Origin of the sequence: Nitrospirillum amazonense (genome assembly GCF_007828045.1) — a bacterium.
Lineage (GTDB): Bacteria > Pseudomonadota > Alphaproteobacteria > Azospirillales > Azospirillaceae > Nitrospirillum > Nitrospirillum amazonense_C.
In genome coordinates this window covers 48,082-74,808 of sequence record NZ_VITN01000012.1, presented here as the reverse complement: position 1 = coordinate 74,808, position 26,727 = coordinate 48,082, and the positions used below count along the sequence as shown (strand labels likewise).

At 69.5% G+C, this 26,727-nt stretch carries 18 protein-coding genes and 1 pseudogene; 7 read left to right on the top strand and 12 right to left on the bottom strand.

Annotation, left to right across the window (positions count from 1 at the left end):
• Positions 1-25: 25 nt before the first annotated feature.
• Positions 26-817, top strand: coding sequence for an NAD(P)H-dependent oxidoreductase (locus FBZ89_RS18450; RefSeq protein ID WP_145751345.1), 792 nt, complete (start codon positions 26-28; stop codon positions 815-817).
• Here FBZ89_RS18450 and FBZ89_RS18445 read toward each other — a convergent pair.
• The 4 genes and pseudogenes from FBZ89_RS18445 to FBZ89_RS18430 form a co-directional block, all read right to left on the bottom strand.
• Positions 807-1,734: pseudogene (locus FBZ89_RS18445) on the bottom strand (branched-chain amino acid ABC transporter permease). The gene FBZ89_RS18450 and the pseudogene FBZ89_RS18445 overlap by 11 nt on opposite strands.
• Positions 1,734-2,603 carry a branched-chain amino acid ABC transporter permease gene (locus tag FBZ89_RS18440; protein WP_145751344.1) on the bottom strand — a complete coding sequence of 290 codons (870 nt, stop codon included), beginning with the start codon at positions 2,601-2,603 and terminating at the stop codon, positions 1,734-1,736. Before FBZ89_RS18440 ends, FBZ89_RS18445 begins: the two are co-directional and overlap by 1 nt.
• 325 nt (positions 2,604-2,928) lie before the next feature.
• On the bottom strand, positions 2,929-3,633 hold the full coding sequence (locus FBZ89_RS18435; protein WP_145751343.1) for an ABC transporter ATP-binding protein: 705 nt from the start codon (positions 3,631-3,633) through the stop codon (positions 2,929-2,931).
• A complete protein-coding gene (locus FBZ89_RS18430) occupies positions 3,626-4,402 on the bottom strand; it encodes an ABC transporter ATP-binding protein (RefSeq protein WP_246172320.1) in 777 nt (258 codons plus the stop codon). Before FBZ89_RS18430 ends, FBZ89_RS18435 begins: the two co-directional genes overlap by 8 nt.
• 192 nt (positions 4,403-4,594) lie before the next feature.
• Here FBZ89_RS18430 and FBZ89_RS18425 point away from each other — a divergent pair, with 192 nt between their 5' ends.
• The 3 genes from FBZ89_RS18425 (at position 4,595) to FBZ89_RS18415 (ending at position 8,210) form a co-directional block, all read left to right on the top strand.
• The gene (locus FBZ89_RS18425; protein ID WP_246172319.1) at positions 4,595-5,845 is read left to right on the top strand and encodes an ABC transporter substrate-binding protein; all 1,251 of its coding nucleotides are present in this window, start codon (positions 4,595-4,597) and stop codon (positions 5,843-5,845) included.
• A gap of 129 nt (positions 5,846-5,974) precedes the next feature.
• On the top strand, positions 5,975-7,921 hold the full coding sequence (locus tag FBZ89_RS18420; RefSeq protein WP_211115279.1) for a potassium transporter Kup: 1,947 nt from the start codon (positions 5,975-5,977) through the stop codon (positions 7,919-7,921).
• 52 nt (positions 7,922-7,973) lie between these two features.
• Complete coding sequence (locus FBZ89_RS18415; RefSeq protein WP_186457429.1) at positions 7,974-8,210, top strand: hypothetical protein; 237 nt, start codon at positions 7,974-7,976, stop codon at positions 8,208-8,210.
• On the opposite strand, the gene FBZ89_RS18410 is transcribed toward FBZ89_RS18415, so the two are convergent.
• A complete protein-coding gene (locus FBZ89_RS18410; protein WP_145751341.1) occupies positions 8,205-9,131 on the bottom strand; it encodes a LysR family transcriptional regulator in 927 nt (308 codons plus the stop codon). The genes FBZ89_RS18415 and FBZ89_RS18410 overlap by 6 nt on opposite strands.
• Before the next feature lie 173 nt (positions 9,132-9,304).
• Between FBZ89_RS18410 and FBZ89_RS18405 the strand changes: the two genes are divergently transcribed.
• Positions 9,305-10,705, top strand: a complete 1,401-nt coding sequence (locus tag FBZ89_RS18405) for an MFS transporter (protein ID WP_246172317.1) — start codon at positions 9,305-9,307, stop codon at positions 10,703-10,705.
• A gap of 314 nt (positions 10,706-11,019) precedes the next feature.
• Positions 11,020-12,468, top strand: a complete 1,449-nt coding sequence (locus FBZ89_RS18400; protein WP_145751340.1) for a methyl-accepting chemotaxis protein — start codon at positions 11,020-11,022, stop codon at positions 12,466-12,468.
• An 88-nt stretch (positions 12,469-12,556) separates the two neighbouring features.
• Here FBZ89_RS18400 and FBZ89_RS18395 read toward each other — a convergent pair whose 3' ends face one another.
• The 6 genes from FBZ89_RS18395 to FBZ89_RS18370 form a co-directional block, all read right to left on the bottom strand.
• Entirely contained in the window at positions 12,557-13,849 is a 1,293-nt protein-coding gene (locus FBZ89_RS18395; protein WP_145751339.1) for a DUF1501 domain-containing protein, read from the bottom strand.
• A gap of 18 nt (positions 13,850-13,867) precedes the next feature.
• Positions 13,868-15,469 (bottom strand): DUF1800 domain-containing protein, encoded by a 1,602-nt coding sequence (locus FBZ89_RS18390; RefSeq protein ID WP_145751338.1) that lies wholly within the window; start codon positions 15,467-15,469, stop codon positions 13,868-13,870.
• Positions 15,470-15,643: 174 nt separating this feature from the next.
• The gene (locus tag FBZ89_RS18385; protein WP_145751337.1) at positions 15,644-17,671 is read right to left on the bottom strand and encodes an OPT family oligopeptide transporter; all 2,028 of its coding nucleotides are present in this window, start codon (positions 17,669-17,671) and stop codon (positions 15,644-15,646) included.
• 386 nt (positions 17,672-18,057) lie between these two features.
• The gene (locus FBZ89_RS18380; protein WP_145751336.1) at positions 18,058-19,296 is read right to left on the bottom strand and encodes a tetratricopeptide repeat protein; all 1,239 of its coding nucleotides are present in this window, start codon (positions 19,294-19,296) and stop codon (positions 18,058-18,060) included.
• A 250-nt stretch (positions 19,297-19,546) separates the two neighbouring features.
• Positions 19,547-20,854, bottom strand: a complete 1,308-nt coding sequence (locus tag FBZ89_RS18375) for a DUF445 domain-containing protein (RefSeq protein WP_186457427.1) — start codon at positions 20,852-20,854, stop codon at positions 19,547-19,549.
• A gap of 164 nt (positions 20,855-21,018) precedes the next feature.
• A complete protein-coding gene (locus tag FBZ89_RS18370; protein WP_145751334.1) occupies positions 21,019-21,477 on the bottom strand; it encodes a hypothetical protein in 459 nt (152 codons plus the stop codon).
• 268 nt (positions 21,478-21,745) lie between these two features.
• On the opposite strand from FBZ89_RS18370, the gene FBZ89_RS18365 reads away from it, so the two are divergent.
• Complete coding sequence (locus tag FBZ89_RS18365) at positions 21,746-22,360, top strand: carbonic anhydrase (RefSeq protein ID WP_145751333.1); 615 nt, start codon at positions 21,746-21,748, stop codon at positions 22,358-22,360.
• A gap of 170 nt (positions 22,361-22,530) precedes the next feature.
• On the opposite strand, the gene FBZ89_RS18360 is transcribed toward FBZ89_RS18365, so the two are convergent.
• Entirely contained in the window at positions 22,531-26,463 is a 3,933-nt protein-coding gene (locus FBZ89_RS18360; RefSeq protein WP_145751332.1) for a Pls/PosA family non-ribosomal peptide synthetase, read from the bottom strand.
• Positions 26,464-26,727 lie beyond the last annotated feature (264 nt).

Here is a 26,727-nt window from a genome sequence, read left to right as displayed (position 1 = left end):
TCCCTGCTTCGGAGCATTGACCCTCATGAACATCCTGCTTGTCTTCGCCCATCCCGACCCTCGGTCGCTGAACGGCGCGCTGCGCGATGTCGCCGTCGCCGCGCTTCAGGCCCAGGGCCACACCGTCCAGGTGTCCGATCTCTACGCCCTGGGCTGGAAGGCGACCGTGGACCATGCCGACTTCCCCGACCTGAAGCCTGAGGACCGCCTGGTGCCTGTGCTGGCGTCGCGCGATGGCTATGCCGCCGGCCGGCTGACGGCCGACGTGCTGGCGGAACAGGAAAAGCTGCGCTGGGCCGACATGCTGATCCTGCAGTTCCCCCTGTGGTGGTTCACCATGCCGGCCATCCTGAAGGGCTGGGTCGACCGTGTCTTCGCCTACGGGTTCGCCTATGGTGTGGGGGAACACAGCGACCGGCGTTGGGGCGACCGCTATGGCGAGGGCGTCTTTCAGGGCAGGCGCGCCATGGTCATCACCACCGCCGGCGGCTGGGCCCCGCACTATGGCCCGCGCGGGATCAATGGCCCCATTGAGGACCTGCTGTTCCCCATCCATCACGGTATCCTCTACTACCCCGGCTACACCGTGCTGCCGCCATTCGTGGCTTACAGCGTCGACCGGCTGGACGCGGCGGGCTTCGAGGGGGAGGCGGAGCGTTTGCGGCAACGGATGCGCACGCTGGAACAGACGTCCCCCATCCCCTATCGCCAGCAGAATGGTGGCGACTATCTGATCCCCAGCATGGAATTGCGGGAGGGGCTCGGCGGCGGCGCCACCGGCTTCGCCCTGCATCTCGAGAATGCTCTCAAATCCTGATCTTCAGCCGCGCCGCGATCTCGCCCACCAGGCCCCGGCGGAAGACCAGGACGCAGGCGATGAAGACGGCGCCGATGACGGCGGCGACGGGCAGGCCGCTGGTGGCGAGCGCGCTTTCCAGCCCGACGGAGAGGAAGGCGCCCACCGCCGGGCCGGCCACGGTGCCGATGCCGCCCAGCAAGGTCATCAGCACCACCTCGCCCGACATCTGCCACTGCACATCGGTCAGGGTGGCGATCTGGAAGACCAGGGCCTTGGTGCCGCCGGCCAGACCCGCCAGCGTGGCCGACAGCACGAAGGCCGTCAGCTTGTAGCGGTCGACCTCATAGCCCAGGGAGCGGGCGCGGGCCTCGTTGTCGCGCACCGCCTTCAGCACCTGGCCAAAGGGCGAATGGACGATGCGGTACAGCGCCAGGTGGCCCAGGGCCACGATGGCCAGCACGGCGTAATAGGCGCTGGTGGGCTGGCCAAGGGTCCACCAAGCCGAACAGGCGGCCCTGGGGGACGGCCTGGATGCCATCCTCCCCACCCGTGAAGCCCGCTTGCAGGAACAGGAAGAACAGCATCTGCGCCAGCGCCAGCGTGGTCATGGCGAAATAGATGCCCTGGCGGCGGATGGCCAGCGCACCCAGGACCAGGCCCAGCGCGGCGGCGGCCAGCGTGCCGCCCAGGATGGCCAACTCCGGCGGCCACCCCCAGACCTTGGCGGCGTGGGCGGTGACATAGGCCGCCCCGCCAAAGAAGGCGGCATGGCCGAAGGATAGCAGGCCGGCGTAACCCAGCAGCAGGTTGAAGGCGGCGGCGAACAGGGCGAAGCACAGCGCCTTCATCAAAAAGGCGGGATAGACCACCCAGGGGGCGGCCACCAGCAGCGCCAGGGCGACCAGGGCCAGGATGGCAAGGGGGGACGCGCGCATCAGGTGGCCCGCCCGAACAGCCCGGCGGGGCGGACCATCAGCACGCATGCCATGATGACGAACACCACGATGTTGGCGGCGGGGGGATAGAACACCTTGGTCAGGCCTTCGGCCAAGCCCAGGCCATAGCCGCTGAGGATGGCGCCGGACAAGGACCCCATCCCGCCGATGACCACCACGGCGAAGACGACGATGATCAGGTTGCTGCCCATCAGGGGGTTGGCCTGGTAGACCGGGGCGGCCATGACCCCGGCGAAGGCCGCCAGCGCCACCGCCACGCCGAAGGTGACGGTGACCAGCAGGGGCACGTTCAGGCCCAGGGCCTGCGCCACGTCCGGGCGTTCCGTCGCCGCGCGCAGGCGAGCGCCCAGCGCGGTGCGCTCGATGGCCAGCCAGGTGGCCAGGCAGACGACGATTGAGGCCGCGACCACCCAGCCGCGATAGAGCGGCAGGAACATGAAGCCCAAATTCACCCCGCCCTGCAACGCGTCCGGCACGGGGTAGGGCTGACCGGAGGAGCCGTAGATTTGCCGGAACGTCCCCTCCAGCACCAAGGCCAGGCCGAAGGTGGCCAGCAGGCCGTACAACGGGTCCAGGCCCGCCAGGCGCTTCAGCATCAGCCGTTCCACCCCCATGCCCAGGACTCCCAGCGCCAGCGGCACCAGCAGCAGCGCCGGCCAATAACCGATGTCCAGGTATGTCGCCAGGCCCCAGGCGGCGAAGGCCCCCACCATGTAGAAGGCGCCGTGGGCGAAGTTGATGATGCCCAGCACGCCGAAGATGACCGCCAGGCCCAGGCTCAGCAGGGCGTAGAAGGCGCCGTTGATGAGGCCCAGCAGCAATTGGCCGGACAGGATCTGGACGGACATGCTTTCGTTTCTCCCTCGAACGCCGGGCGCGGGCATCCGCCCGCTTGGCTTATCCTCGTTCCGCTCTTCGGTACTCATACGCGCGGCATTTGGACGTGACCGTTCAAATGCTCCCTCAGTCGCCGGGCGGCGGACATCCGTCCGCCTAGGCTTGTCCTCGCTGTGCCCCCCTTTACGTAAACTGGGGGTGCTCGCTCCGGCGGCCCCAGTCGGGGCCTACAGCGGCACGAGTCTCCATCTCGTGCCGCTGGTATCACCCCGGGGCCGGCGTCGCCGGCCCCGGCCCCAGCCCAAACACCCCAGATCGGCCGTCGCCGGCCTTGGCCTAAACGCCCAGGAAGCGGTCCAGCCGACCGGGGTCGGCCGCCAGCTCGGCATTGTCCAGCGTGTCCACCACCCGGCCGTTTTCCATGACGATGTGGCGGTCGGCCACGGATGCGGCAAAATGCACGTTCTGCTCCACCAGCAGCACGGTGTGGCCGCGCGCCTTCAGGTCGCGAAGGATCGCGCCGATCTGTTGCACGATGACGGGGGCCAGCCCCTCCGTCGGTTCGTCCAGCAACAACAGGCGGGCGCCGGTGCGAAGGGCGCGGGCGATGGCCAGCATCTGCTGTTCCCCGCCCGACAGCTTGGTGCCGGGGCTGGCGCGGCGTTCCTTCAGGCGGGGAAACAGGGCGTCGATCTCGTCGTCGCTGAGGGTCCCGGCCCGGGTGCGGGGCGGCAGCGCCAGGTTCTCCGCCACCGACAGGGTCGCAAAGATGCCCCGGTCGTCGGGCACGTAGCCGACGCCGGCCCGGGCGATGCGGTGCGGCGGCAGGCCGATCAGCTGCCGCCCCCTCAATTCGATCGAGCCGCTACGGCGGGGCAGCAGGCCCATGATGGCGCGCAGGGTGCTGGTCTTGCCCGCGCCATTGCGGCCCACCAGGGTCACGACCTCACCCGCCCGGACGCTGAAGTCCACGCTGTGCAACACGTGGCTCTCGCCATAGTGGCCGTCCAGGCCGTTGACCGACAGCACCGTCTCAGGCATGCCCGGTCCCCATGTAGGCCTCGCGCACCGCGCGGTCGGCGGCGATGTCGGCGTAGCTGCCCTCGGCCAGGATTTCCCCCCGCTGCAGCACGGTGATGCGGTCCGACAGGTCGGCGACCACGCCCAGGTTGTGTTCCACCATCACCACCGTGCGCCGGCCGTTTTCCCGTTGCGCCGCGCGACGGATCAGGGCGGCGGTGCGCGCCACGTCCTCCCGCCCCATGCCGGCCAGCGGCTCATCCAGCAGCAGCACGTCGGGGTCCAGCGCCAGGGTGGTGGCGATCTCCAGCGCCTTCTTGGCACCGTAGGGCAGGGTGCCGGCCGGTTCTTGGGCGCGCGCCTCCAGCCCGACCTCGGCCAGCAGGGCCAGGGCGCGGTCGTTCAGCGTCGCCAGGGTGGATTCCGGGCGCCAGAAGTGGAAGCGGCCGGGCATGCGCCGTTGCAGCGCCACGCGCACATTCTCCAACGCCGTCAGGTGGGGGAAGGTGGCGGAGACCTGGAAGGAGCGGACGATGCCCCGCCGGGCGATGGCGGCCGGGTTGGCGCCGGTGATGTCCGCGCCATCATGCAGGATGTGGCCGGCGGTCGGCGCCAGGAACTTGGTCAGCAGGTTGAACACGGTGGTCTTGCCGGCGCCATTTGGGCCGATCAGGGCGTGGATGCTGCCCCGACGCACGGTGAAGTCCAGGTCGCGCACGGCGGTGAAGCCACGAAAGGACTTGGTCAGCCCCCGCGTTTCCAGGACCACGTCCATCATCGCCTCGGTCATTGGCCGCCCTGTCGCGCATCCCGGCCGGCTTTGCCGCCGGCCCTTCCATCCCCCGCGACCATTAGGCCCAGCGCATCAAGATATTTCAAGGTGTTGCATTCCCGGATCGCACGGGATGGGGCATAGTGATGCCCTGCGGCGCCGGGATCGGCAGGGTCGGGCGTCGACCATAACGATATCGGGAGGAACCGGATGAGCGGAACTCTGACACGGCGCGGCCGCGTGGTTCTCGGGGCAACGCTGGGCGCCGCGGCGCTCGGCCTGCTGGCGCTGGGGGCGGCCCGGGCGGCGCCGGAGGCGGACACGGCCAAGCCGGTGCGCATCGGCATCCTGAACGACCAGTCCGGCACCTATGCCGATTTCGGCGGCCGGGGATCGGTCGTGGCGGCGCAAATGGCCATCGACGATTTCGGCGGCAGCGTGCTGGGGCGCAAGATCGTGCTGCTCAGCGCCGACCACCAGAACAAGCCGGATACCGGTGTCGCCATCGCCCGCCAGTGGTTCGATGCCGATGCCGTTGACATGATCGGCGAGCTCACCACCTCTTCCGTCGCCCTGGCGGTGCAGGACCTGGCCAAGGAGCGGGGCAAGATCGACATCGTGGTGGGGGCGGCGACCTCCAAGCTGACGAATGAGGCCTGTTCGCCCACCGGCTTCCACTGGGCCTACGACACATATGCCCTGGCGCGTGGCACGGGCGGGGCGCTGGTGGAATCGGGCGGCAAATCCTGGTTTTTCATCACCGCCGACTACGCCTTCGGGCACCAGCTGGAAAAGGACACCACCGACTTCGTGACCGCGAAGGGCGGCACGGTGGTGGGGGCGGTCAACGCGCCCTTCCAGAACAGCGACTTCTCTTCCTTCCTGTTGCAGGCGCAGGCGTCCAAGGCCCAGGTCATCGGCCTGGCCAACGCCGGCACCGACACCACCAACGCCATCAAGCAGGCGGCGGAATTCGGCATCACCAAGGGCGGGCAGCGGTTGGCCGGCCTGCTGTTCACCCTCAGCGACGTGCATGCCCTGGGCCTGAAGACGGCGCAGGGCCTGGTGCTGACCGAGGCCTTCTATTGGGATCGCGACGACGCCAGCCGACAGTGGGCCGAGCGCTATTTCCAGAAGACGAAGCGCATGCCCAACATGATCCAGGCCGGAACCTATTCCTCGGTCCTGCATTACCTGAAGGCCGTCAAGGCGGCGGGCACCACCGACGCCAAGGCGGTGGCGGCCAAGATGCGCGAGCTGCCGGTGGACGACATGTTCGCCAAGGGCACGGTGCGCGAGGACGGCACCATGGTGCACGACATGTACCTGTTCGAGGTGAAGAAGCCCGAGGAGAGCAAGAAGCCCTGGGACTATTACAAGCTGCTGCGCACCATCCCGGGGGAGGAGGCCTACCAGGCCCAGGACAAGGGCACCTGCCCGCTGACCAAGAAGGCCCCCTGATCGGGCGTCCGGCTTTTGAAGCCCCATTCGCCGCATTGCCGCCCCGACCGCCCCAACGGTAGAAGGTCGGTCGGGGTGGCCTATCTAGGATAGGTGACCTTTGCGGGGATTGGGGCGGGGACCGGACGAATGAGCAACGCGGAACCGATGGCCAAGGACGGAGGGACTCCGGCGATCGATGGCCTGCATGAACAGCACGGCCACGGCCATGTCCACGGCAGCCGCGGCATGCTGATGCTGGGGGCCCTGGGCGTGGTCTTCGGCGACATCGGCACCTCCCCCCTCTATGCCATGCAGACGGCCCTGGGCGCCGTCACCCATCACGGTCGCCCGCCCAGCGAGGGCGACGTGCTGGGGGTGGTCAGCCTGATCATTTGGGCGCTGATCCTGATCGTGGCGGTGAAATACGTGGCCCTGGTGCTGCGCGCCGACAACGACGGCGAGGGCGGCATCCTCTCCCTCCTGTCCCTGGTGCATCCGCCCAGCGCCAAGGAGATGGTGCCCATGGTGGTGTTCCTGGGCATCTGCGGCGCCGCGCTGCTGTTCGGCGACGGCGCCATCACCCCGGCCATCTCCGTCCTGTCGGCCATGGAGGGCCTGGTGGTGGCCGACAGCCACCTGGGCGCCTTCGTCCTGCCCCTGACCGTGGCGGTGCTGGTGGCCCTGTTCGCCATCCAGTACCGCGGCACCGGCGTCATCGGCCGCCTGTTCGGTCCCATCATGGCGCTGTGGTTCGGCGTGCTGGCGGCCGCTGGTCTGTGGCACGTGGTGCAGCGGCCGGACATCCTCATGGCCTTCAACCCGCTGTCGGCCGAACACCTGCTGGTGCACGCGCCCGGCGTGGCCTTCGCCGTGTTCGGCGCCGTCTTCCTGGCGCTGACGGGGGCGGAGGCCTTGTACGCCGACATGGGCCACTTCGGGGCTGGCGCCATTCGCCGGGCCTGGTTCGTCGTCGTCTTCCCCGCCCTGATCCTGAATTACCTGGGCCAGGGCGCCCTGCTGCTGGACAAGCCCGAGGCGGTGGACAACCCCTTCTACCGCCTGGCGCCGGACTGGGCGCTGGTGCCCCTGGTCATCCTGGCCACCATGGCCACGGTCATCGCCAGCCAGGCGCTGATCTCCGGCGTGTTTTCCATGACGCGGCAGGCCATCACCCTGCGCCTGCTGCCGCGCATGTCCATCTCCCCCACCTCGCGCAAGTCCTACGGCCAGATCTATGTGGGTGTGGTCAACTGGCTGCTGATGCTGGCGACCCTGATGATCGTGCTGGGCTTCCGCCATTCCGAGGCGCTGGCCGCCGCCTACGGCATCGCCGTGTCGGCCACCATGCTGATCACCACCATCCTGCTGCGCCGGGTGATGCGTGAGCTGTGGAACTGGCCGGCCATCCCCACCAACCTGATGATGGGCTTCTTCGCCGCCGTGGACCTGGCCTTCCTGGTGGCCAACAGCACCAAGCTGCTGGAGGGCGGCTGGCTGCCGCTGGCCATCGGCGGCTTCATCGCCTTCCTCATGGTCGCCTGGCGCAAGGGCAGCGCCGTCGTGCAGGTCAAGCTGAGCGAGGGCGGCACCACCTTCGCCGACTTCATGCGCCAGGTGGAGGAGACGGTGGTGCACCGCCTGCCCGGCACGGCGGTGTTCGTCACCCGCACGGCCGACCGGGTGTCGCCCATGCTGGTGCATCACGTCACCCACAACCGGGTGCTGCATGAGCACGTCATCCTGCTGACCCTGGTGCCGACCAAGCGGCCCCGCGTGCCGGCCGGTGAGCGCCTGGCGGTGGAGCAGGTGGGCAACGGCTTCTGGCGGGTGACGGTGCGCATCGGCTTCATGCAAAAGCCGGACGTGCCGACGGTCATGCGCGGCTTGGCGCGCCTGGGCCTGGCCTTCTGCCGGGATGAGGTGACCTACTACATCTCGCATGAGCGGCTGATCCGCGCGGAACGGAACCCCGCCCTGTCCGGCCCCATCTGGACGGCCTATCACCTGATGCAGCGCTTGGGCCTGCGGGCGTCGGATTACTTTCACCTACCGCCGGAACAGGTGATGGAGGTCGGGTTCAGACTGGAGGTGTAGGAAAGAAAGCGAGCGCTGGCCTATGGATATGGAACCCGTCAAAAGTCACCTGATGACCGCGCAACGCCCCGAACTTCTCAGATTGCTGGTAACGGGCGTGCATCAGCTTACCGTCTGCGCGCGGACCCACTACAGCGAACCTGACGCGCTTGACCGGATGCGGGATATCAACGAGGCGATTCACGTTCTTAGTGGTCACCTGCGTGACCTTTTCAATGAGAACGGACCTCTCACGGAAAGCCGCGCGGATGGCATCGTCGCGGCATTGAGGCTCCTGGGTCCTTCATGAATGGATGGGTTCGCCGTTTTTGGCGCAGACCTCGCGGACGCACCCGCGCAGCCAGCGGTGGGCGGGATCGGCGTCCAGGCGGGGGTGCCAGAGTAGCGACACGGTGATTTCCGGCACATCGACCGGCAGGGCGAAGGTGAACAGGCCCTCGCGCAAGGTCAGGGTATGCCGCTCCGGCACCGTGGCCACCAGATCCGTGGCGCGGGCCAGGGTCAATGCCGCGGAGAAGTCGCCGACGATGACGGCCACGTCGCGCGCCAGGCCCAGCGGTTCCAGCGCCGCGTCCACCGGGGCGTGGCGCCGATCCGGATCATGCTCGCGGCGGGCCACGGCGATGTGGCGGGCGGCGGCGAAGCGGGCGGGGGTGAGGGTACCTAGGCCCAAGGGATGCCCGGTCCGCGCCACGCCGACGAAGCGGTCGCGGAACAGGGCTTGGGCGCGGACCTCCGGCCCCATGCTGTCGCCCACCACCCCGGTTTCCAGATCTACGGCACCGTCGCGCAGCGGTGTGCTGCCCTTGTCCGGCTTGGGCGCGAAGCGCAGGCGCACGCCCGGCGCCTCCCGCGCCACGCGGTTGACGAGCGCCACGCCGAAGCTTTCCACGAAGCCTTCCCGGGTGCGCAGGGTGAAGGTGCGGGTGAGGCGCGCCAGATCCAGCCCCTCCGCCGGGCGCAACACGGCCTCCGCCTCCCGCACCAGGGGCGCCACCCGCTCGCGCAGGTCCAGGGCATGGGGCGTGGGCACCAGGCCCCGGCCCGCCCGCACCAGCAGCGGATCGCCCGTCAACTCCCGCAGGCGGGCCAGCGCCCGGCTCATGGCCGAGGGGCTGAGACGCAGGCGGCGCGCGGCCTTGGCCACGCTGCCCTCGCTCAGCAGCACGTCCAGGGTGATCAGCAGGTTCAGGTCCGGCAGGGTGGCCATGACGTATCCTAACATGCGGCACGGCGCGACATAGCGCGTGGCGTGCACGAATATGCTGCAATCCGTGCGCGTTCCGCCATGTTGTCCCGGTCATTACCTTCCGCCTCAACGGATGAACGGAGGGTGACATGACCTCAATGAGTGTGGATCAACCAGTGGCGGAGGCGGCGCCGATGGGGACCCGGTGGGTTCTGGCCGCGCTGTTGCCGTGCGTGCTGCTGTCTTCCCTGGGCACCAGCGTGGCCAACGTGGCCCTGCCCACCTTGGCGCGCGCCCTGGGCGCGCCTTTCCAGCAGGTGCAATGGGTGGTGCTGGCCTATCTGCTGGCCATGACGACCCTGATCGTCAGCGTCGGGCGGCTGGGGGACTTGACGGGTCGCCGCCGCCTGTTGCTGGCCGGCCTGGCCCTGTTCACCGGCGCCTCGGCCCTGTGCGGCCTGGCGCCCGGCTTGGGTCTCCTGGTCGCCGCCCGGGCGGCGCAGGGGTTGGGCGCGTCGGCTATGATGGCGCTGGCCCTGGCCTTCGTCGGCGGGACGGTACCCAAGGACCGCATCGGCCGCGCCATGGGCTTGATGGGCACCATGTCGGCGGTAGGCACGGCGTTGGGCCCGTCCCTGGGCGGCGTGCTGATCGCCGCCTGGGGCTGGCGGGCCATCTTCCTGGCCAATCTGCCGCTGGGCGGTCTGGCCCTGCTGCTGGCCTGGCGGGCGCTGCCGGCGGACGGGCCGTCAGCATCCTCGGACCGGCCCCGCTTCGATGCCGCCGGCACGGTGTTGCTGGGCGGCACGCTGGCGCTGTACGCCCTGGCCATGACGTTGGGCCGGGGGCACTGGGGCGTGCTGAACCTGGCGCTGCTGGCGGCGGCGGCCGTGGGTGCCGGCCTGTTCGCGCTGGTGGAGGCGCGGCTGCCGTCACCCCTGGTGCGCCTGGGTCTGCTGCGCGACCCGGTGGTGGGGCCCGGCCTGATGGGCAGTGGCGCCGTGGCGACGGTGATGGCGACCACCTTCGTGGTGGGGCCGTTCTACCTGGCCCGCGCCGTGGGCCTGAGCCCCGCCGGGGTGGGGCTGGTGATGTCGGCCGGACCCCTGATGTCGGCCCTGGCCGGTGTGCCGGCGGGCCGGCTGGTCGACCGCTTCGGCGCGGCGCGTGTGAGTGTCGCCGGCTTGGCCGCCATGGTGGCGGGGACGGTGCTGATGGCATTGGCGGGGCTGGGTGCGCAGGGGGCCATCTCGGGTGTCGCCGGTTATGTCGGGTCCATCGCCGTGCTGACCGCCGGCTACGCCCTGTTCCAGGCGGCCAACAACACCGCGGTCATGTCGGATGTTCCATCCGACCGGCGGGGCGTCGTCTCCGGCATCCTGAACCTGGCGCGCAACCTGGGCCTGATCACCGGTGCCTCGGCCCTGGGCGCGGTGTTCGCCGTGGCCGCCGGCGTGCCCGACATCACCACCGCCCCGGCGGGCGCGGTGGCTGCCGGCATGCGCGTCACCTTCCTGGTGGCGGGCGGCTTGGTGGCCCTGACCCTGATGGTGACGGCCAGGAGGCAGGGGCGTCGGCCCGCGCTTGGGATTTAACCCTATGACGCCGCGTCCAGGTGAATGCAGCACCTTGGCCTTCCGGCGAAGGCTCGCCCGAGGCCGGGGCGCTACATAACCTTTCGCGTATATATCCCCCTGGTGATGTTAACCGCGTGCGAACATTAGGAAGTTGGCAAGATTTTTATCTTAACTCATAAAGTATCCAATGCTCCTGGATTGCTCCAATCGTGGTGCCGACAAACGAGCATTAGGGATCTCGTGACTCTGTCGTCGTGACGGGGCTGGAAATCTTGGATCTCTTTTTGGGAGTGTGAATGGTGCTGGCTGGTTTCGTTCAGAAGTTCCGGGTTATGGCGGCCACCTTGACGGCCCTGGACCGGTCCCAGGCGGTGATCGAGTTCGCCATGGACGGCACGGTGCTGACCGCGAACAAGAACTTCCTGAAGGCCATGGGCTATACCCTGGCGGAGATCCAGGGCAAACCCCACGGCATGTTCGTGGAAGAGGCGGAGCGGAACGGCGCCGCCTACAAGGCCTTCTGGGAGGCGCTACGGCGCGGGGAATACCAGGCGGCGCAGTTCAAGCGCATTGGCAAGGGCGGCAAGGATGTCTGGATCGAGGCCTCCTACAATCCCATCCTCGACACCAAGGGCCGGCCGCTGAAGGTGGTGAAGTACGCCACCGACGTCACCGCGCAGAAGATGGAATACGCCGACCTGCATGGGCAGATGGACGCCATCCGCAAATCGCAGGCGGTGATCGAGTTCACCATGGACGGTACCGTGCTGACCGCGAACGAGGGCTTCCTCAACACCCTGGGCTATACGCTGGCCGAGGCGCAGGGCAAGCCGCACGCCATGTTCGTGGACGCTGCCTACCGCGACAGCGCCGATTACCGTGCCTTCTGGGAGGCGTTGCGCCGCGGCGAGTACCAGGCGGCCCAGTTCCGCCGCCTGGGCAAGGGCGGCAAGGAGGTCTGGATCGAGGCGTCGTACAACCCGATTTTCGATCTGAACGGCCGGCCGTTCAAGGTGGTGAAGTACGCCACCGACATCACCCGCCAGGTGCAGATGCTGGCCGACCTGAAGGTCTTGATCGACAAGAACTTCGGGGAGATCGATCACGCCATGGACCAGACGACGCAGCAGTCGGGCGATGCCCTGACGGCCGCCGGGGAGACCTCGGGCGCCGTGCAGATGATGGCGTCCAGCGCCGAGGAGCTGGCGGCCTCCATCCGCGAAATCTCGCAAAGCATGGCGCAGTCGCGGACGGCGGCAGAGAGCGCCGCCGAACTGGCCGACAAGGCCGACGCCTCCACCCAGCGGCTGGCCGAGGTGGCGCGCTCCATGGAAGGGGTGGTCGAGGCCATCCGGGGCATCGCGGGCCAGATCAACCTGCTGGCCCTGAACGCCACCATCGAGGCCGCGCGGGCCGGCGATGCCGGCAAGGGCTTCGCCGTGGTGGCGACGGAGGTGAAGAACCTGGCCACCCAATCCGCCAACGCCACCCAGCAGATCTCCGATGAGATCGAGGGCATGCAGGCCGTCTCCGTCGAGGTGGTGGGCGCGCTCAGCACCATCCGCCAGTCCATCGGCATTGTGCGGGAATACGTGACCTCCACCGCCGGTGCCGTGGAGGAACAGAGTGCGGTGACCCGCAACATGTCCTCCAGCATGCAGTGCATGGCCGTGGCGGTGGAAACGGTGACCAACAACCTCGGCAGCATCGCCGCGGCCATCGGGCAGGTGGGTGGGGCCGTCGCCACCACCAAGCAGGCCGCGCACGTGCTGGCGCGCTGAACGGCCGCGGGCGGCGTGAGGTTTTTCCCCCACGTCGCCTGCCTGGGTCGCCCGCCTGGGTCGCCCGCCTATCGTTTCAGGACGCGAACTACGCCCGGAACAGGGCCGGATCGCCGCTGCCCGGGTGAAAGCCGGGGAAGACGGCGTCCACCTGGCCCACACCCATGCGATGCTTCAGCACGCTGGTCAGCACGTCGCGATAGTCGGTGGTGACAGCCAGGTCCACGCGCTCGTCCAAGTCCTGCGGCTGCAGGCCCGGCCAGCGGCCCAGCAGGCGGCCGCCCGCCACGCCCCCGCCCAGCACCATCATCAGCGAGCCGTGGCCGTGGTCGGTGCCGCCGCTGCGGTTGGCCCGCAGGCGGCGCCCGAATTCGCTGACCGTCACCAGGGTGATGCGGTCGTGATAGGCCGACAGGTCGTTCCAGAAGGTGCTCAGCGAGCCGGACAGCTGGTGGACCAGGCTCTTGAACCGGCCGGCCTGGCCCTCATGCGTGTCCCAGCCGCCCATATCGACGCAGGCGACCTTCAGGCCGGCGTCCATGCGGATCAGGCGGGCCACCGTCTCCAGCGAGCGGCCGATGTCGCCATCGAAGGCGCCACCATGCTCCGGCTGGTAGGCCAGGACCTTGCCGTCCGGGCCTTTGGGCAGGGCGGCGTTCAGGCGCAGGGCGGCGTCCAGCGCCACGCGGCCGCCGCGCGCGACATTGGGGTTGAAGGACGCCGGCTGGCCGGCGGCGGGGTACAGCCGCTCCAGCACCGCCTGGGTGCTCGGGCCTCCCGGCAGGCCGAAGCCGCCGCGCAGATCGGGAATGGACAGGGCTTCGGGATAGCCTTGCAGCAGCTTGGGCACGCCCCCGGCGGTGCTGACCGCCACCAACTCGCCATTGCTTCCCATCTGGCGCAGCAGGCGGGCGACCCAGCCACCCTCCGTGCCCAGGACGCCGTTGCCCTTGGGCTCTTCCGCCAGGCCGCGCTCCATCAGTTCCTGCGCCTCGAAATGGCTGCGGGTGGCGTTGGACAGGCCGGTGGCATGGACGATGGCCAGGTCGCCCTGGCGGTAGAGCTCATGCAGGGCGGCGGCCTCGGGATGCAGACGGAAGTCCACCCCCTGCGCCAGGTCGCTGTCCATCGCGATGCCGGCCTTGTCGCCGCTGTCCAGCAGCCGCAGGTCGGCCGGCCGCGCGTCGATGTAGACGGCGTCGTTGGCCGGGCCGATGAAGTTCAGCACGTCCATGCCACCGCGAAAGAACAGCACGACCAGGATTTTGCCGTTGGGCGCGCCGCCGGGTGCGGCGAAGGCCAGCTGGCCCAGGCCGGGCACGGTGGTGAGGGCGCCGGCGGCGGCCAGGGTCTTCAATATCTCGCGTCGATTGAACGCCATGATCGTCTCTCCTCCCGCTCAGCGCAGCTGGAACGCGGGGCTCATGGCCACGTAGGCGGCCAGGCGGCGGTTGGCGAATTCGCCGGTTTTATTGTCCACCACGGGCGGAGCGTCGGCGGCCAGTGACAGGCCGCCCAGCAGCGCGGCGGCGTCGATGGCCGTGGGGCTGCCCAGCAGGCGGTCGGACCAGAAGGCCACCGCCTGGCCGCTGTGGGCGGCGGCCGGCCCCATCTGGGCCGTGGCGGACAGGCCGGGGGGCATCCACCACCCTTCCGCCAAGCCCAGCGCCAGGTTCCAGCGCGCCCGCATGTTCTGCGCGCCCAACCAATAATCGTCGGCCACGGGGTGTCCGTCGGGGCTGGGCCAGGCGTACAGCTTCTGCCCGGCGCTATCCATGGTGCCCACCAGCGGCTCGCTGGCGGTGACGGGGATGCCAGTGGCACGCGCGAAGCTGGCCACCAGTTCCAGCGGCCGCTTGGGCCGGGCGCCCCAATTGGCCGTGGCCTGGGGCGACAGGGCGATCAGCCGCACCACCCGGGCGATCTGGTCGGGGCGCTGGCGGTTGTCCAGCCACGTCGCGGCGGCGGCTTTGACCAGCTCCGGCGACGGTTCCCCGCCCAGCAGGGACCGCACCATCTTGGTGCAGATGAACTGGGCGGTGGCGGGATGGTTGGCCACCAGGTCCAGCACCTTGTGCCCGTCGTTCTGCGGCGGCTGGTAGCTGTCGAACTCCGCCGCCAGCACGCGCTTCTGGTAATTGTCGTGCCAGGATTCGATGTAGGTGAAGCGACCGTCGTTGGGCGCCTTGTAGCCGCCCAGGTCCTGGCCGCTCTGGATGCTCCACCCGGTGAAGGCGCGGCTGGCCTCATAGACGTCCTGGTCGATGTACCCCTCGGGCGCGCCCTTCAGGGCGCCGGGCACGTCGCGCCAGCGGTCGTACTGGGTGTTCAGATAAGCGTCGCGGCCCAGGGTGTGCAGTTCGAACAGCTCACGGGCGTAGTTCTCGTTGGCCGCCCCGCCGCGCGAGGATCGGTTGTTCAAGTAGATCAGCATGGCGGGGCTGGTCGCCACCGCTTCAAGCAGATCGCGGAAATTGCCCAGGGCATGGGCCCGCAAGGCGGTGTCATAGGCGGGCAGCGCCGGGGCCGTGTAGCTATCGGTCGCGTTGACGGAAAAGTGGTCATGCCAGAACAGCGTCATGACCTGGCGCAGCTGGGCGGGGTCATAGACGGCGCGGATGACGGTGGCCGCGGCCAAATCCAGACGCGGGCGCACCCGTTCCTGATAAGGCAGCTTGCGATCCGGCTGGTTCAGGGACCACAGCGCGTCCACCGGCTGGTCCAGGGTGCGCAGCGGGCGCATCTCATCCAGCGCGGCCCAGCCTTCGCCGGCGTCGTATTTGATGCGCATGACCGCGCTGTCCAGCTTCTGCTGGCATTCCGGCCCTGGGCCGGTGCCGGCGGCCGCCAGGCGCAGCTGCTCATCCAGCCAATGCGGGATGCCCTGTTGCTTCAGGGCCTGGGCGTCGCCGGGCCGGGGGCCGTAGGCGAAGCGGTTCAGGAATATCCATTCCTGCGACGGGGCGGCGCCAGCGGCCGCAACTGGGATGGGAACGACCATTCCCGGCCCTCCTTGATCAATCGATCCGACCCCCATGCTACTCTATTTCCCGTCACAACCCGGCGTCCGCCAGTAGCGGTAGGGTCTATGGATAGAAAAAGGGGGCCCCCATGGGACCCCCTTTCTAACCCTTTCGGGATGGGGCTTTTCGCCCCACTTGATATCCGGTGCTGGTTACTTCCGTTCGGCCAGCACCCAGCGGACGCTCCACAGGCAGGCCACCAGGAAGACGGCGCCGCCCAGCCATTCGGCCGCCCCGGCGAAGCCGTCGCCCATGACCGCCAGCGGTTCCTGGTTGCCGGTCAGCGAGATGATGGCCGCCTGGGCCACGCCGAACAGGCTTTCGCCCACGATCATGCCCGAGGCCAGCAGCATGGCGCGGCGCTGGGACACGTCGACGAACTTCTCGACGGGCATGCCGGCCGCCTTGGCCCGCTGGGCCAGCACCCGGTCGACGATGTAGGCCAGCAGGGCGCCCACGCTGACGGGCACGGTGACCGTCATGGGCAGGTAGATGCCCAGGGCGACGGCCAGGGGCGGCAAGCGGAAGCGGCGGGTGGTGGCCTTCAACACCTCGTCCACCACCACCAGGCAGATGCCGACCACGGCGCCGATGCCCAGCATGGACCAGTCCAGCTTGCCGCTGAGGATGCCCGTGGCCAGCGTGGCCATCAGCGTCGCCTGCGGGGCGCCTAGGGTCTTGGCCGGATCCATGCCCGGATCCAGTTGCGCGCCGGCGAAGCCGTAGGCGTGCTGCAGCAGGTTCAGCACCGGCGGGATGACGGCGGCGCCGACGATGCAGCCCAGCACCAGGGCCACCTGCTGGCGCCAGGGCGTGGCCCCCACCAGCTGGCCGGTCTTCAGGTCCTGCAGGTTATCGTTGGCGATGGTGGCGATGGTCAGCACGACCGAGGTGGTGAACAGCGCCAGCGCCACGGCGGCGGCGCGAATGGCCGGGTCGGCCACCCCGTCCTTGCCCAGCAGCGTCACCAGCAGCAGCGATGACGCGATGGCCGCCAGGATGCCGATGCTGGAGATGGGGCTGTTGGAACTGCCGATCAGGCCCGCCATGTAGCCCGAGGCGGCGGCGACGATGAAGCCCATGACGGCCGCGAAGACGACGCCGGCCAGGACCAGCACCACCAGGTGGGTGGACAGCGGCGTGCCCAGGATGAAGGAGATGAACAGGCCCGCCAGCGGCACCAGCAGCACGGCGGCGATGGCCATGACGTAGTGGAAGGGGATGTCCTGCTCCACCCGGGGGACGGAGTGGGCGTTGCCGGCGCGCACGGCCTTCATGGCGTTCAGCGAGGCGCGGATGCCGTCCGTCATGGGCTTGGCCAGGACGATCAGGGTCCAGATGGCGGCGGCGGCGATGGCGCCGGCGCCGATCAGGCGGACCTGCTGGCGCCAGACGACGCTGTTGGCGTACTTGATCAGGTCCATGCCGTCGGCCGGCGGGTGCAGCGAGGTCAGGATGGGCACGGCGCCGAACCAGGCGATGGCCACGCCCACGAACATGGCGAAGCCCACGGTGGCACCCACCAGGTAGCCGGCGCCCAGCAGGGCCATGGACAGGCCGGTGCCCAGGCCCGTGACGGCATTGCCGATGCGCAGGAAGCCCTGGAACTGCTCGGTGAAGAAACGCATCGCCGTCATCAGGAAGAACCCGATGGAAACGAGGGTGCCGGCGATCACGTCGCGCAGGCCGGCACCCTTGGCGGCCTCATCCGCGCCGGCCTCGCCCGCCGTATCGGGGGAACCGACCTTCAGCACCTCGGCGGCGGCCACACCCTCGGGGTAGGGCAGGTTGCCCTGCACCACCATGGCCCGGCGCAGGGGCACGGTGTACATGACGCCCAGGATGCCGCCCACGGCGCAGATGCCGGCGGACTGCCAGAAGGGGAAGCCGGTCCAGTAGCCGACGATGACCAGGCCGGGCAGCACGAAGATGACGGACGACAGGGTGCCGGCGCTGGAGGCCAGCGTCTGCACGAAGTTGTTTTCCTGGATGGTGCTGTCCTTGGCCAGGCGCAGCACCGCCATGGAGATGACCGCCGCCGGGATGGAGGAGGCAAAGGTCAGGCCCACTTTCAGGCCCAGGTAGACGTTAGCGGCGGTGAACACCACGGTGATCAGGGCACCCAGGATGATGCCGCGCAGGGTCAGTTCCCTAATCGAGCTGCGCGCGAACCGGGTCATCGGATGAAATCCGTCATATGTGAGGAATCCCCATCTGCGTCGTATCGACGTCGTCGTGTAGGCGCCGGCCGCTTTTGTGAGCCCCTTCAAGCGGGCGCCGGACTGGATGGGCCGGGAGTTTAGCGGGCGCCCCCCGCCCCGTCGAGGCCGGCCAGACGGACCAGGCCAGAATCCAGGGCTTTCCCACCAAAAAGAAACGGGGCCGGCGCTGGGCCGACCCCGTTCCTCACTTTATTGCGTCGTTGACGCGGTTCCCTCAGGCGCCGGGGCGCCGCCATCCGGCGGCTTGGCTATCCTCGCTCCGTCCTTCGGTGCTCGCCGCGGGGCCAGCGGTCGCTGGCCTTGTCGGCACGAGAAGCGTGGTTAGGGGCGCCTTGGAGACGGCATCAAGCCGGCTGGTTCAGGTACAGCAGCCAGGCCTTGGCCAGTTCGCCGACACCTTCCGGCGCGCTGGTCAGTTCCTGGAAGGCCTTCTGGGCCTGATCCTTCTGACCGGCGTTCAGGTAGGCGACGGCCAGGTGCAGCTTGGCGTCGTTGGGGTTCTTCAGGCCGCCCTTGTCGATGCCCTTCTGGATCAGCTCGATGGCCTTGGCCTGGTTGCCGTAGCTGGCATAGGCCTCGCCCAGCTTCTCCATCGGCAGGCCCGTGGGGGCCTTGGAGACTTCGGCGACCTGCTTGTCGATGCCCTTCTGGTCCTCGGCGGCGGCCTTCGTCGCCTCGGCCAGCATCTGCTTGGCGGTCGGGTTGCCGGCCAGCTGGCTCTGGCCCTTCTCCAGGGCGGCCTTGGCTTCGCCCGGCAGGGTGGCGCGGGTGGCGAGGTCGGCGTACTCCAGGTACTCGTTGGCGCCCTTGATGGCGCCGACGCGCGCGCTCAGGCGGTACAGGTCCAGGGCCAGGCGGTCGGAGAAGCCCTGCTTGCGCGGCAGGAAGGCGATGTAGTCGGCCCAATAGTCCGGCTTCTGGTAGTGCTGCAGCAGCATCGCGATGTAGTCGACGTAGTTGCTGTAGTCCTTACGCTGCGCGGCGCTGTCCACCAGCATCTGGTAGACCTGCTCCTGCGCCGGCTTGCCGGCCTTCTCATCCGCGTCGATGGCCTGCTTGCAGTTCGTGTCGGTCGCGGCCCAGTCCTTCAGCGACCAGGAGGCCTGGCAGCGCAGGGTGTACATTTCCGGCGTGGCGCCGCCCTTCTGGATCACGGCGTCCGACTTCGCCAGGAACTTGGCGTAATCCTTGTTCTGGTAATACAGCTGCGACAGGGTCCGCTCGCGCTTGGCGGCATCCGCTTCCGGCAGCTGGTTGGTGGCCAGCTCGGCCTCCAGCGCGTCGATCAGGTGCGGCGTGTCGTTCAGGCCCAGGTAGGCCTGCACGCGCATCTCGGCGATGAAGAAGTTCTCGTACGGCGTACGGTCGGCCTTGGCGGCCTCGGCCTGCGCGGTGGCGTCGATGATGGCCTGGTAGTTCTTCTCGTCCAGCGCCTTCTGGGCGGCCTGCAGCGACGGGGTCAGCTCCTTGCTGATCTGCTTTTCCGGCGGCGTGGCGTCCTTGTCCTTGTCCTTGGCTTGGGCGGTCCCGATACCGGCGGCCACCAGGGCACCCAGCATGAGGGGATAGAATTTGGCGCGCATTCGGTCCTCGTCGATGGCAATCATGTGATGGCCCGGTCCGGCGTCGCGTCGAAGGGGCCAAGGTCGACTTCGGGCAACCTTCTCCCCGCCGCCGCGATCCTCCCCGACGGGGACACCGCTGCCACGGAAGGATAGGGTTAATCCCTGGCGGGGCGACCCTGCGGGATGGGACGGGTGCTCGTCAACCCCTACACCCGTCTTCTGTCAAAAGCGGGGCGGCGCAAAAGGGCCAGGGGCGACCGGGGGCGGCTTAGCCGAAAGTTAGGTCCAGCAGGTATAGGGCGGCGCCGATCAGGGCGCCCAGCACCGTGCCGTTGATGCGGATGAACTGCAGATCCTTGCCCACGCCCTCTTCCAGCCGGCGGGCGAAATCGGCGGCGTCCTGCGCCTTCAGCGTGTCGGTGATGAAGCTGCGGATGGACATGCGCCAGCCCGGGATGGCGGCCAGGAAGGCGCCCTCGACCGCCGCGTCCAGCCGGGCGCGGGTGGCTGGTTGCTCCAACTCCTGCGCCAGCGACAATAACATGGCGTCCAGCGCGTCGCGCAGCACGCCGTCCGGCTTGGCCGCGTCCTCCAGCGCCGCCGACTTCAAACGGCCGATGAGGTGGTGCAGCAGCAGTCGCAGGGTCTTGATGTCCACCGCGTTGCGCAGCACCGACGCCAGCCGGTCGCCCAGCGGATCGCCATCCAGGATGCGGTCGGGGATTTCCGCCAGCCATTGCCGCAGGGCGTGGCCAGCCTCGCTGTGGGGGCTGCGCAGGTCGAACAGGTGGCCGGCCAGGGCATCCGTCACCTGGTCGGCCAGGCTGCGGTCCAGGGTACGCGGCATCCACCATTTCGACCGGGTGGCGACCGCGTCGCGGATGTGCGGCCGGCTGCCGTGGATCAGCACCACGCCGTAATCCGACACCTCTTGGATCAGGGCCTCGAACAGGGGGCTATTGATGGCGTCGCGCAGCAGGCGGGCGACCATGGGCCGCATGTCCATGGCGCGCAGGCCCTCCATCGCCGCCCGCGCCAGCGCCTCGCGCAAGGCCGCTTCCTGTCCCCGGGCCCGCCCCCGCGACAGCAGCCGGGGCAGGGAGGCCAACGCCAGGTCCGCCAGTTGGGCGCGGTTGGCAGGATCGGCCAGGGCGCGGGCCAACTGGTCGGCGGCGTTCAGGCGCTGCACCTGGCCGCGCAGCCGGTCGGGGGCCAGGAATTCGCTGTCGATGTAGGTCGCGATGCCATCGGCGATGCGGTAACGGTTCTGCGGCACCAGGGCGGTGTGCGGGACCGGGACGCCCAGCGGGTGACGGAACAAGGCCGTGACGGCGAACCAGTCGGCCAGCCCGCCCACCAGTCCCGCCTCCCCCACGGCGCGCAGCAGGCTCCAGAACCCGGGCCAGGGCCAGCCGATATAGTCGGGCAGCAGGCGCGGCACCAACCGGGCCGCCAGCCACAGGCAGGCGACGGTGGCGAGGTAAAGGCCGGCGATGCGCCGCCAGCGGCGCAGGGCGGCGGCGCGGTCGCCGGCGGTGGCAGGGTCGAAGGGCAAGGGCAGGGAATGGTCAGGCATGGGCATCCCGAGGGGTGTGGCGGGCCTCATGATGACGGCGCCCGGCGGCGCTGTCCCGGACCATATGGCCCCAATGGGACGGAACCACCCGTGACATCGAAACCGCGGCGCCGGCCAGCCGGTTCCCCGCAAGCCGCGGGTTGCGGCAATTGGCCGCCAACCCCTCAGTCGGCGGTGGCATCCTCTTGATGGAAGGGGAAGCCGCGCAGCGCGCCGTCCATGTCGCCGCTGTGGGAATGGAAGCGATAGGCGCGGTCGGTCGGCGGTCGATAGCGGCCGGATTGCAGGCCGTCCAGGATGCGGGCGGATATCCAGCCCGACAGCAGGCTGGCGGGGCCGGCCAGCGCCCGGTCCGGATCCTTGAGATAGGCGCGGTCGTAAAGCGCGGCGCCGATGGCCGCCCCGTGGTGGGCCAGGAACTCCGCCAGCAGATCGACGAATTCCACGGGCTCCAGCATGGGTTCCACCGTCCCGGCGGCGCGCGCCAGCACGGGGTACAGCAGGTGGGTGCGGTCGGCGAAGCGGCCGTCGCGCTCCACCCGGTCGGCGACCAGGTTCAGGTAGCGGCTGCGGGGGGCGGGCTGGCTGCGCAGGGCCGCGTCGAGGATTTGGCGATGGTTCATGCGGTCGGGTTCAGGGCTGCAACTTTTGCTGGCCGACCAGCTTGCGGGCTTTCCTTCAGCCGGGCCATCTCTTTATGTGGGGCCCGCCGACCGGGTTAACCAGGCCGTGGAGCGGGCCGGTCGCCGCTGGCGCGAGGGCCCGTCCCGCCGACGGGACTGGATTTTGCCGTCACCAGCCAGTAGACCAATGGCCGATGGCCACCGATCGGGGCGACTCTGACGTTCCAGCAGTGACTTCGGGCCAGCATGACTTCGGGAGACACCTTTTATGCGGAAGCTCATCGAGGGATTTCTGAATTTCCGCGCCAGCGCCCTTCCCGAATATGCCCGCCGCTTCCAGTGGCTGGCCGAGGTCGGGCAGAACCCGCGCGCGGCCGTGGTCGCCTGCTGTGATAGCCGGGTGGACCCGCAGATGATCTTCTCGGCGGGGCCTGGCGACCTGTTCATCATCCGCAACGTCGCCAACCTGATCCCGCCCTACCAACCCAACAGCGACTTCCACGGCACCAGCGCCGCGTTGGAATTCGCCGTGCGCCAGCTGCGCGTGGGCGACATCATCGTCATGGGCCATACCCATTGCGGCGGCGTGAAAGCCCTGATGGCGGCGGGGGAGGATGACGGCGACTTCATCGGCCACTGGATGTCCATCGCCAAGAGCGTGCGCGGCAGGGCGAACGACGTGGCCGATGCCGAACGCGAGGTCATCCGCCTGACCATCGCCAACCTGCTGACCTTCCCCTGGATCAAGGCAGCGGTGGAGGCCGGCGGCCTGCGCCTGCACGGCTGCCTGTTCGACGTGGCCGACGCCGACCTGCTGCTGCTGAACCAGGCCACGGGCCAGTTCAAGTCGGTGCAGGAGGGCATCGAGGGTATTCCCCTCTAATTTGTTCTGATGTCGAAATGATAAAGGGCGCTCCATGTTGGGCGCCCTTTTTCCTCAATTCCTTCTCGACGGTTTTCCCCTAGGGACGCGACCCGCGTCCGCTGGAGCGAGTACCGAAGGGCGGAGCGAGGATAGCCAAGGGCCGGATGGCCCGCCGGCGCCTGAGGCAATCAAACCGGCTGCGCCGGGCAGCCGATGAAGCGGCTGCCGGCCGGCAGGTGTTCACCCTTCATGGCCAGGGATAGGGGCCCCAGTTCGGAACCCCGCCCCAGCACCGAATCGTACAGCACCACGGAACCGGCGCCGACATGGGCGCCGGCCTCGATGGTGACGGGGCCCAGCTTCATGACCCTATCCTCGAACAGGTGGGTTTGCAGGGTGACGCCGGGGCCCATGGCGGCATCGTCACCGATGTGGATCATGTCCAGTTCGCACAGGTAGGCCGTTTCCAGATAGACGCGGCGGCCCACCTTGGCGCCCAGCAGGCGCATGTACAGCGGCAGGAAGGGCGTGCCCAGGAAGGGGCCCAGGACCCAGCCCGCGAGGGCGTCGTACAGCGAGGTCACGAACTCGATGCGCCAGACGGCCGTGCTCCACAGCGGGTGGATGCCGGGGCGGAAGCGGCCGATCACCCCCCACTTCACGCAGGCCAGCAGCAGGGCGGCGCTGATGCAGATGACCAGCGGGCCCAGGCCCAGCCACAGCAGGGCCAGCCACAGGCTGGAGACGGCCAGGGCATGGGCCGCCAGCCACAGGGCGCCCACGGTGGCGGTGCCGGTGATGGCGCCCTGCACCAGGATGCGCAACGCCTCGATGACGGCGCGGGTGGCGATCAGGCGCGACGTGGGGGCGACGGTGTAGGCCTCGGAAATGCCTTCCACCTTCTGCCGCCGGGGCAGGCGCACCGGCGGCAGGCCCAGCCAGTCCGTCTGGCGGCTGGCGTCCGAGGGGGCGGTGGACAGCACGCCCACCAGGCAATTGTCCGGCAGGTCGGCGCCGGCCGGCAGGAAGGCGGAGTTGCCGACGAAGGTGTCGTGGCCCACCCGGGTGGGCGCGAAGCGCACCAGGCCGCCATGGATGGCGGGGCTGCCCACCAGCGAGGCGTCGGCCAGGAAGGCGCGGTCGCCCACCTCCAGCTGTTCCGGCACCACGTGGGCCACGGTCGATACCTCGCAGGCATGACCGATCTTGGCGCCCAACAGCCGCAGCCAGGTGGCGGAGAACAGGCTGCCGTAGACGGTGTACAGTTGCTCCACCGCCATGCGGTGCACGCGGTCGGCGAACCAGCGGTGGCATTCCACCATGCTGTCCAGGCGTACGCTGGCGCGCCCCACCACCGGCGGCACCAGGCGGCGGGCGCCCAGCAGCACCAGGGCGGTCCAGGGCATGCACACCGCCCCGCCCACCAAGCCGGCCAGCACCAGCAGCGGGCCCATCCGGGCGATGGGCAGCTCGGTGCCCAGCACCAGGGCGAAGGCGACGGCCAGGGGCAATAGGGTCAGGAAGCGCACCAGGCTAAGCGCGGCCAGGCCCAGCAGGTAGCGGCCGGCGCGGGGACGCAGGGGCCCGTCCGCCCGGCCCACCATCCAGTCCGGCCGCGACGACGGTCCGGCGGGGGAGCCCGCCCACACCGCGTCCGCTGGCACCACGGCCCCGTCGATCAGGCAGCTGCGCGCGTCCAGGCCGGCCCCGGCCTCCAGCGCGCTGCCCAGGCCGACGATGGAGGCGGCGCCCACCGTGGCGTTCGAGCCGATGGCCACGGTGCCGATCTCGATATGGCCGGCACGCACGTGGTGGGTCAGCAGCAGCGTGTCCTCGCCCACCGTGGCGTGGTCGCCAATGGTGATCAGGTCCCACAGCATGCCGCCATGACAGCCCAGGAAGCTGCCGTGGCCGATGCGGCCGCCCATGGCGCGGGCATACAGCCGCATCAGTGGCGTGCCGGCGATCCAGGACATGGGCAGGGCGGCCTCGATATGGCTGACCGTCCACCAACGCCAGTGCCACAGGCCCCACAGGCGGTGGCGTCCCGGGCGCACGCGGCCCAGCAACAGCCATTTGGCGGCAATGGCCAGGGCGAAGGATACGGGCAGGGCGGCCATGGACAGCCCGGCCATGATGACGAAGGACAGGGGGCTCAGCCGCCCGGTCATGCCGTGGTGGACCAGCACGCCCAGCATGACCAGCATGGGCAGGCCACCCAGCGCCGTCACCAGGGGCAGGGTCACCGCCTGGGCCAGGCCGAAGGCCAGGTGGCGGCGGGTGCTGGCGCGCCGCGTCTCGCTGGTGACCTTGGGCGTCGGCGGTGCCGCCAGGACCTGGGCCAGGCTCCGCACGGTGGGGTTCAGGTACAGGGCGCGCACGGTGGCGCCGGGGTGGCGCAGGCGCAGGCGGGAGATGGCCGAGGCCGCGGCCAGCGAATGGCCGCCCAAATCCATGAAGAAGTCGGCGTCGCGGGCGCGGATGGGCCGGCCCAGCGCCTGGGCGAAGGCGTCGGCCACCTCCTCCTCCGCCTCGCCCTGGGGCGGGTCGCCGATGTCCTCCGGCACGTCGCGGGGGGTGGGCTCCGGCAGCTCGCGCCGGTCGATCTTGCCGCCCACGGTGCGGGTCATGGCCGGCACCTTCACCAGGAAGCTGGGGCGCATGTAGGCGGGGACGGAGGCGGCGACGTGGGCGGCGATGGCGTTGCGGTCGGCCGTGCCGACATACCAGATGACGATGGCGTCCACGCCGGCCACCGGGCGCACGGCGGCGGCGGCCAGCTGCACGCCGGGGCAGCCGGCGGCGATGGCCTCGATCTCACCCAGCTCGATGCGGAAGCCGCGCAGCTTCACCTGGTGGTCCACCCGGCCCAGGAAGTCGACGCGGCCGTCGATCAGGGGGCGGCCGAGGTCGCCGGTGGCGTAGAGCCGCTGCCCGGCGGCGTCCACCTTGAAGCGCTTGGCCGTTTCCTCCGGCCGGTTCAGGTAACCGTCGGCCAGGGCCGGGCCGCCGATATGGATCTCCCCCGTCTCGCCCACCGGCACCGGCAGGTCGTCGGGGCCCAGCACCAGCACGCGGTAGCCCGGCAGTCCCCGGCCGATGGTCACCGGCTGGCCGGCCCGGGCTTCGTCGGCCGTCGCCACCACCGAGGCCTCGGTGGGCCCATAGGTGTTCAGCATGCGCCGGCCCGGCGCCCAGCGGTCGACCAGGGCGGCGGAGCAGGTCTCGCCCCCCACCACCAGCAGGCGGACATCGGGCAGATCCTCGTCGATCAGGCCCAGCAGGGTGGGAACGGTGGAAAAGAAGGTGGCGCGGCGGCAGCGCAACTCGCTGGCCAGCAGTTGCGGGTCGCGCATCACCAGGCCGGAGGCCGGCAGCAGGCAGGCGCCGGCGGCCACGGCCAGCCACACCTCCTCCACCGAGGCGTCGAAGGCCAGCGAAAAGCCCTGCCATACCCGGTCCGTCTCGGCCAGCTGATAGACCTGCGAGGCGCCGCGCACATAGGTCATGACGGCGCCGTGCGACAGCACGACGCCCTTGGGCAGGCCGGTCGTGCCCGAGGTGAAGATGAGATAGCAGGTGTCGGCCGGCGTGGCCGGCAACACCGCGTCCGGCAAGCCATGGGCCGAGACGATGGGGTCGTCCAGCAGGGCGGTGCCGATCAGGTCCTCCGGCGCGACCGAGGCGACGCCGGGTACGGCGAAGTCGCCGGCGGCATCGACCATCAGCAGGCTGTCGGACTGCTCCGCGATGCTGGCCACGCGGGCGGCGGGCCAGCTGGCGTCGATGGGAATATAGGCGGCGCGGCGCAACAGGATGCCGAACAGGCAGGCGTATAATTCGGCGGTGCCACGGCCGCGCAGCATGATTCGCGCACCGGGGCCCACGCCCCGGGCGGCCAGGGTGGCGGCGACACGGCGGGCCCGTTCGCCCATGTCGCCCCAGGTCAGCATGAAGCCGTCGCCGGTTTCCACCGCCGGCAGGGCCGGCGTGGCGGCGACGCGCGCCAGGAACAGCGCCGCCAGCGTCTGGGCGCCGGCCAGGCCGTGATGCGGGCCGCCCGGCTGCTGGCCGGGCCCCTCCGCCTCCATCCGTTCGGCGATCAACGAACCGCTGAGCATCAACGTCCCACCCTTGAGCCCCGGGGGCGAAAAGCCGCCCGCCTGGGGGAACCCGGTATACGCCGGTAAAGGTCCACATTCCCATGACCGTTTTCATCCCCTACGTAGGGATGGGCACCCCGAATTCGTGCGAACGCGGGGGGCCACGGTACCGGTCCGGACCTATCCGGCACACCCCCGTTGTAGATGGCCGATCGACCCCCCATGTCAAGCGGTTGGCCTATAGACCCAGGGTCGCATACAAAATAAAGGGGGGCGAGGGGG

Coding starts and splice junctions, on each gene's coding strand:
- FBZ89_RS18450 (WP_145751345.1), top strand. CDS start 26: ATGAACATCCTGCTTGTCTTCGCCCATCCCGACCCTCGGTCGCTGAAC.
- FBZ89_RS18440 (WP_145751344.1), bottom strand. CDS start 2,603: ATGTCCGTCCAGATCCTGTCCGGCCAATTGCTGCTGGGCCTCATCAAC.
- FBZ89_RS18435 (WP_145751343.1), bottom strand. CDS start 3,633: ATGCCTGAGACGGTGCTGTCGGTCAACGGCCTGGACGGCCACTATGGC.
- FBZ89_RS18430 (WP_246172320.1), bottom strand. CDS start 4,402: ATGACCGAGGCGATGATGGACGTGGTCCTGGAAACGCGGGGGCTGACC.
- FBZ89_RS18425 (WP_246172319.1), top strand. CDS start 4,595: ATGAGCGGAACTCTGACACGGCGCGGCCGCGTGGTTCTCGGGGCAACG.
- FBZ89_RS18420 (WP_211115279.1), top strand. CDS start 5,975: ATGAGCAACGCGGAACCGATGGCCAAGGACGGAGGGACTCCGGCGATC.
- FBZ89_RS18415 (WP_186457429.1), top strand. CDS start 7,974: ATGACCGCGCAACGCCCCGAACTTCTCAGATTGCTGGTAACGGGCGTG.
- FBZ89_RS18410 (WP_145751341.1), bottom strand. CDS start 9,131: ATGGCCACCCTGCCGGACCTGAACCTGCTGATCACCCTGGACGTGCTG.
- FBZ89_RS18405 (WP_246172317.1), top strand. CDS start 9,305: ATGGGGACCCGGTGGGTTCTGGCCGCGCTGTTGCCGTGCGTGCTGCTG.
- FBZ89_RS18400 (WP_145751340.1), top strand. CDS start 11,020: ATGGCGGCCACCTTGACGGCCCTGGACCGGTCCCAGGCGGTGATCGAG.
- FBZ89_RS18395 (WP_145751339.1), bottom strand. CDS start 13,849: ATGGCGTTCAATCGACGCGAGATATTGAAGACCCTGGCCGCCGCCGGC.
- FBZ89_RS18390 (WP_145751338.1), bottom strand. CDS start 15,469: ATGGTCGTTCCCATCCCAGTTGCGGCCGCTGGCGCCGCCCCGTCGCAG.
- FBZ89_RS18385 (WP_145751337.1), bottom strand. CDS start 17,671: ATGACCCGGTTCGCGCGCAGCTCGATTAGGGAACTGACCCTGCGCGGC.
- FBZ89_RS18380 (WP_145751336.1), bottom strand. CDS start 19,296: ATGCGCGCCAAATTCTATCCCCTCATGCTGGGTGCCCTGGTGGCCGCC.
- FBZ89_RS18375 (WP_186457427.1), bottom strand. CDS start 20,854: ATGCCTGACCATTCCCTGCCCTTGCCCTTCGACCCTGCCACCGCCGGC.
- FBZ89_RS18370 (WP_145751334.1), bottom strand. CDS start 21,477: ATGAACCATCGCCAAATCCTCGACGCGGCCCTGCGCAGCCAGCCCGCC.
- FBZ89_RS18365 (WP_145751333.1), top strand. CDS start 21,746: ATGCGGAAGCTCATCGAGGGATTTCTGAATTTCCGCGCCAGCGCCCTT.
- FBZ89_RS18360 (WP_145751332.1), bottom strand. CDS start 26,463: ATGCTCAGCGGTTCGTTGATCGCCGAACGGATGGAGGCGGAGGGGCCC.